This window comes from Candidatus Zixiibacteriota bacterium, from assembly GCA_018820315.1.
Classification (GTDB): domain Bacteria; phylum Zixibacteria; class MSB-5A5; order JAABVY01; family JAHJOQ01; genus JAHJOQ01.
On record JAHJOQ010000097.1, the window covers coordinates 1 to 5456 of the forward strand.

A 5456-nucleotide genomic window follows, 5' to 3' on the forward strand; every position below is an offset into this window, starting at 1 on the left:
GCGACGAATCAATGCCCATAAACTCATTACCAAAGTCATTGAAGGTGTTAAGTTCGTTGATGGAGAAATAAAGGAAGCTGCATAACTGGAGAACTTGAGGATACTATCAAAACAATCATCCACAACTCTTGACAATATCTCAGGTTCCACAGGATTTGAGCAGTCTTTGGATGTTCTTTGCCAAGAGTCTCTTCATAAATGTCTAGAGCTACCTTCAGAAGCGAGTCGGACTTGTCATAAAAGTGAAATTTCTGGTAGAAGATAGCGAGAGTTGACAGAACATCGGCGACCTCTTGATGTCGTTTGCCGTAGACTCTCTCACGGATGGCTTGAGCGCGTTCCAACCATGATATAGTCTCATCATAACCATAGGTGAAGTACTGAGTGTTTGTGTACACTCCCAGGCGATGTAACACTGAGGCTACACTCGTATCCTCCAGCCCACACTCCCTTTCGGCTTCCACAAGAGCCAGCCTGCCGATCTTAATAGCTGAGTCAGCGAGATCCAGCTCAGAGAGGGAGTCTGCGGTGCTGATCAGATCCCGCCAACTCTGGCACTTGACGTCTCTGCAAAACAGAAGTGCACCTAGAATCAATGCCGGAATGATGAACCGCCTGGCCATGATCTGTCCTCTACATCTGACAACGACCATTTCAGACCGTCTCTAATCTAAACCGCGGACATCTGTGGTGGAGTGTGCAGCAGTCGCAGCTACTCCTGTATCGAAAACGAGTATTTTCGAATCACTGACGTGGAATCGGCTCTGACATCGGTGATCATAAGCCAGTAGGTACCAGTAATCATTCTGGAAAGCGGCAGCAGCAGCCGGCCGGTCTCATATTCATCAAAACTGTTGAAGTCGTCATCCCGGAAAACCACCTTGCCATCAACCGAGTGTATGACAACACGGTAGTTTTCACCTACAACAGCATCTCTGAACACAAAGGTGAGCAGACCATCTTCTCCCAGGCTGATCTTGAAGGCATCATCATCTGCGCTGGAGCGATCAGGGAACAAGCCAATAGTCTGCACCGGTCTGATCCGTTCCTTCGTCAAAAGCTCAACCCAACGGTACACGGGGAAGATCAGCAAAAGGATGAGGAGGTAGGCCAATGCCGGCCTGAAAATGACAGGAGTGTCCGGCCAGATGTATCTCCAGAATCGTGTGAAAGAAGACGCGGATAGAGATTGCTCTTCCTCGGCAACTTCGCCGATTCGGGCTTTTACATCTTCATCGGAAGTCAACAGGGCTGACTCGCGCTCAAAACTCATCAATTCGTTGAAACAGTAGTCGCACTTCAGAAGGTGGATCTCGACAAGTTCAAGTTCATCTTCGTGCAGACCGCCGAGTTCATAAGCGTGCAGTAACCGGCCCAGCATTGGATCCAGACATTTCGACATTATCTATATCCTGCCCTTCTCCAGACAGACTCTCAATAGTCGGCGTCCCCTGCTCAGAATGACATAAAAATTCCCGGGATTGGTCCGCAACCTCATGCAGATCTCTTCTCTCTTGTAGCCCTGATTGATGAGATTCAGTGCACGTGCATACGAACGGCTGTGCTTTCTGATTGACCTCAAGCAGTCAATCAGCCGCATCTTCAAGTCGCTATCCGGCTCAGGGAACGATGTCTCCGGAATTTGATCAGTCTCCGTAATAGGGACCAGTCTCTTTGCCCTATCGGATCGAGTTCGAATGTGACTTCTTATTTCCATTTTCAACACACCATAGGCCCAAGCTTCAAAGCCAGTAGTGAACTTCTCAGTCTTGTATTTTCTGAGCACGGCCAAGCAAGCCTGCTGGGCAACGTCCTCAGCATCATCCTCTCGTACCCTACGCTTTGCGAAAGTCCGAAATCTTACAGACAAGTATTGAAAAAGCTCTCTTTCCGCTCCTTCGTCTCCGTCCAGAGCCTTCACCAATCGGTTGTCCATGATACAATTCAGGTTTCTAAATTAAAACTGCTTATCGAAATATACACCCTACGACAATCTCCCGTCAAGGAAAAGTTGCCTCGTCTATCCGAGTTTGAACTGTGTGATTTCTCCCATCATGTGTAAGAATTCGCATTCCGGCAACGCAACCTGTTTGGAAGGAGGACACGAGAATCAGATGAACGATTGGAAGTGGGAGCTCGGTTTCTGTCGCAGTCCAGAACAAGCCAGAGATCAAATGCAGGCTCAAAAGCTCCTTTTAGCTAAGAACCTCCAATCAGTCAGACTGGGGCTCGGAAGGAGAAACAAAATGAAATTGAATCAGCTACTTCTCTTAGTCGTTTTACTCCTGCGCTTGAGCGTAGTGACTCTTGGAAAGGGCGGCATGTGGGACCGCTGCTATGGAGGAATCATGATGACTCGAGATGCTCTGTGTAACAGGCACAAACAGAAAACGAGAATCCACATGAAAATCGGGGCTCATTCGTTTATATGCAGTCTTTTCCGGAAAGAGGTATGTTATGCGTTACGTCGTTCTTATTTGTAGTGTAGTGTGCTCTCTGCTTGTGGTCCCGTCAGGAGCAGTAAACGGAGGTTGGCAGGGACCTGTCATGATCTCTGACGGGACTGGAGGGTGGTGCTACCCGCGGGTAGAAGTGAGTGGTAGCTATGTTCACGCTGTGTGGCGAGATCTCGGTGTAACCACCATCAAGTATCGAAGGAGCACGGACGGCGGTGTTACGTGGGATCCAATCCAGACGCTGTACAGTGGTAACGCTCACGATCCAACAATTGCTGTAACGGACGCTGGCCACGTACATATCGTGTGGTATTCAGGACCCTCTGCAATTATGTACAGTCGGAGCACCAATAACGGTGCGAGCTTTGCTGCGGCTGTCGCCTTGCCTACCGGCGGGCAAGGTGCTTATGATCCTCAGGTTGCCGCCTCAGCGAATCTAGTCTATGTGGCTTGGGCTCCTTCACAGGATATCCTATTCATGCGAAGCACCGATAGCGGCGCAAACTGGGGATCGCCTGTCAATGTCACCAATGACGGAGGGACAAATTGGGAATATGACATTCGGCTCGCTGCGTCAGGGTCGACTGCCTATCTCGCCTGGCGAACGGTTTCTGCACCGAACGCACTGGCCCATTTCAGACGTGGGACCTCGAACGGCACTGATTGGTCATCTTCTCCAATCACCTTATGGAATCAGCCTATTGATTCCTACGATTATATCGCCATATCGGCTTACGGAAGCAACGTCTATGTTGATCGTGATGATGCCACCATTGGCCCGGCGCAGCGTTTGAGTACAGACTCCGGTGTGACATGGGGTAGCACCGTGGGGGTCGGTAGCGGCACCACGCGACAGCCCAGAGTGGATGGAAGTGGGACGTATCCCGGCAATGGAGCTAATGTCTACTTCCGAGGATCAGGCATATATGTATCGACAGGCCTCGGGACGGAGACGATGATAGGATCATTCGTCCAGAGCGCGCCCAGCGGCGATATCGCTGCCAATTCTACCGGCGACATGCATGTGGTCTATTACGATGGAAGTCTGGCAACGAACTTCGAGATCTACTACTGCCGCTTTAGCGGTGCCGTAGGTAACTCTATCATCAACACCGTGGACTTATCACCATATTTCGATTGGGGCGCGATATCGTCATATGCCGGATTGGCTCCCCCTGGGCCAGGAAACATGGGGATAGCAGACTTCTGGCATAGTTGGATGGGGCTTTATTTCCCATCCGATTCCATGGCTCCATTCCCCTCGTATCCCAAGTCATGGCTCACACCGGGGGTTCACATAGCGACCAATTATGGGACAGATACCGTGCGCATCTCCAACTGCCCAGTGCCGTACTCGATAGTGATGATTCCTGACAGGAATTTTAACCCCTGTTCACTGTTTGTGGAGATTCCAGCCCTGAGCCTGATTGACGAGGCAACAGATCTAAACGTGATTCAAGTCTCCGCCGGTGAGAGCAAAACGATTCCCATCAATGGTACCGTAGAAACCATGGTCTTTCTTGCAAGCTGCGACGGCGACGCTGAGTTGCCGGAGTCGCCGAGTCCATCTCAGCCATTGGAGGTACAACTCAACTACAACGATGGCACAGCCGATACCGTGCTCATTGATAACATCCATCCGGCAGGACGTCTGGACATTATTGATCCAACCTGTCCTCCATCTTGGCTCTTCATCTACGGGAATGAGGTTTTTGTATGCAACCCATCGTTATATGACAATACCTACTTTGATCCGTACCATTCACAGGCCTGGCATTGGTATGCACTCTATCCGGATAACACTAAACTCCTCAGCAGCGTGTCCTTCGTAGGGATTCAGAGCGGTGACCATTCGGATGTGTACATCTCTGCACTTTCCTACGACGGCGCAGGTCCTCCGCCTCCCCCCGGATTGGTTGGATACTGGCGTTTCGATGAAGGAAGTGGAAGTATCGCCTACGACGAAACAGATAACCACAACGATGGTACAATCAGGGGAGCAAGCTGGATAGATGACTTCTTTGGCGGAATATGCGGTGCACTGTCTGGGTCGGCTCTCCATTTCCACGGCGGTGGACAATGGCACGATGGTGATCGAGTGCTTGTACCACACTCTTCCAGCCTCGATATAACTGGGGAATTCGCTGTTGCCGCCTGGATAAAGGCGACCGGTGCAGATGACTACCTCGCGATCATAGATAAGTATCACGGTCCCGGCGGCACTCCTCCTAATTGCGGATTCACGCTGTATCTGGCTGCCGGAAAGCCCAGGTTTTCGGTTTATTCAGGCAATGGCGGTGTTGGTAACTGCGTAGGGACAACTGAGCTTAGGGACGATGAAATGCATCTTGTTGCCGGAGTATGGGACGGCAGCTACGCAAGAGTCTACGTTGATGGTGGACAGGAGGCAGAGGTAGTATGGGCGCTCCCACCGGTATCTACACCGAACGATCTTGGCATTGGAGAACGTATGTGCGGTTGGGGCGGATACTTGCCATTTCTGGGGGGCATCGACGAGGTACGAGTTTACGATCAGGCGCTGAGCGATAACGATATAGAGCTTTTGTACTGTGATTTGTTCAGAGGTGATGCGGATGGGAGTCGCGCCATTGATATTGATGACGTGGTGTATCTGATTCAGTACATCTTCGCAGGCGGCCCAGCACCGGATCCTTTGTGTACAGGTGATGCTGATTGCTCAGGTGCTACCGATATCGATGATGTCGTGTTCCTCATAAACTACATCTTTGCCGGTGGTCCAGAACCTTGCGCAAGCTGTGACGAGAAATCATCTCTCGGCAAAACTATAATCGGCAACGCTGAACTGACGCTCGCTAACGGCATTGTCGCGAAGAGGACGATTGTGTCACACGCAATCGATTCAGACCACGAGGTACAGGCTCTGCAGCTAGAATATAACATTCTAGTGTCCCGTCAACCACATAATGTAGGATACAATCTCTTTAGTTTAATCCTGGCATCTTCATTGGTGAAGCGCCA

At 50.6% G+C, this 5456-nt stretch carries 4 protein-coding genes; 1 reads left to right on the forward strand and 3 read right to left on the reverse strand.

Annotation, left to right across the window (positions count from 1 at the left end):
- Nucleotides 1-47: 47 nt before the first annotated feature.
- The 3 genes from KKH67_09340 to KKH67_09350 all read right to left on the reverse strand — a co-directional run bounded on the left by KKH67_09340 (nucleotide 48) and on the right by KKH67_09350 (nucleotide 1936).
- Nucleotides 48-623 carry a tetratricopeptide repeat protein gene (locus KKH67_09340; GenBank protein MBU1319382.1) on the reverse strand — a complete coding sequence of 192 codons (576 nt, stop codon included), beginning with the start codon at nucleotides 621-623 and terminating at the stop codon, nucleotides 48-50.
- Nucleotides 624-712: 89 nt separating this feature from the next.
- Nucleotides 713-1402: a hypothetical protein gene (locus tag KKH67_09345; protein MBU1319383.1), complete on the reverse strand. Its 690-nt coding sequence runs from the start codon at nucleotides 1400-1402 to the stop codon at nucleotides 713-715.
- Between the two features lie 3 nt (nucleotides 1403-1405).
- Complete coding sequence (locus tag KKH67_09350; GenBank protein ID MBU1319384.1) at nucleotides 1406-1936, reverse strand: RNA polymerase sigma factor; 531 nt, start codon at nucleotides 1934-1936, stop codon at nucleotides 1406-1408.
- A 521-nt stretch (nucleotides 1937-2457) separates the two neighbouring features.
- On the opposite strand from KKH67_09350, the gene KKH67_09355 reads away from it, so the two are divergent.
- A partial coding sequence (locus KKH67_09355) for a hypothetical protein (GenBank protein ID MBU1319385.1) occupies nucleotides 2458-5456 on the forward strand: 2999 nt, incomplete at its 3' end.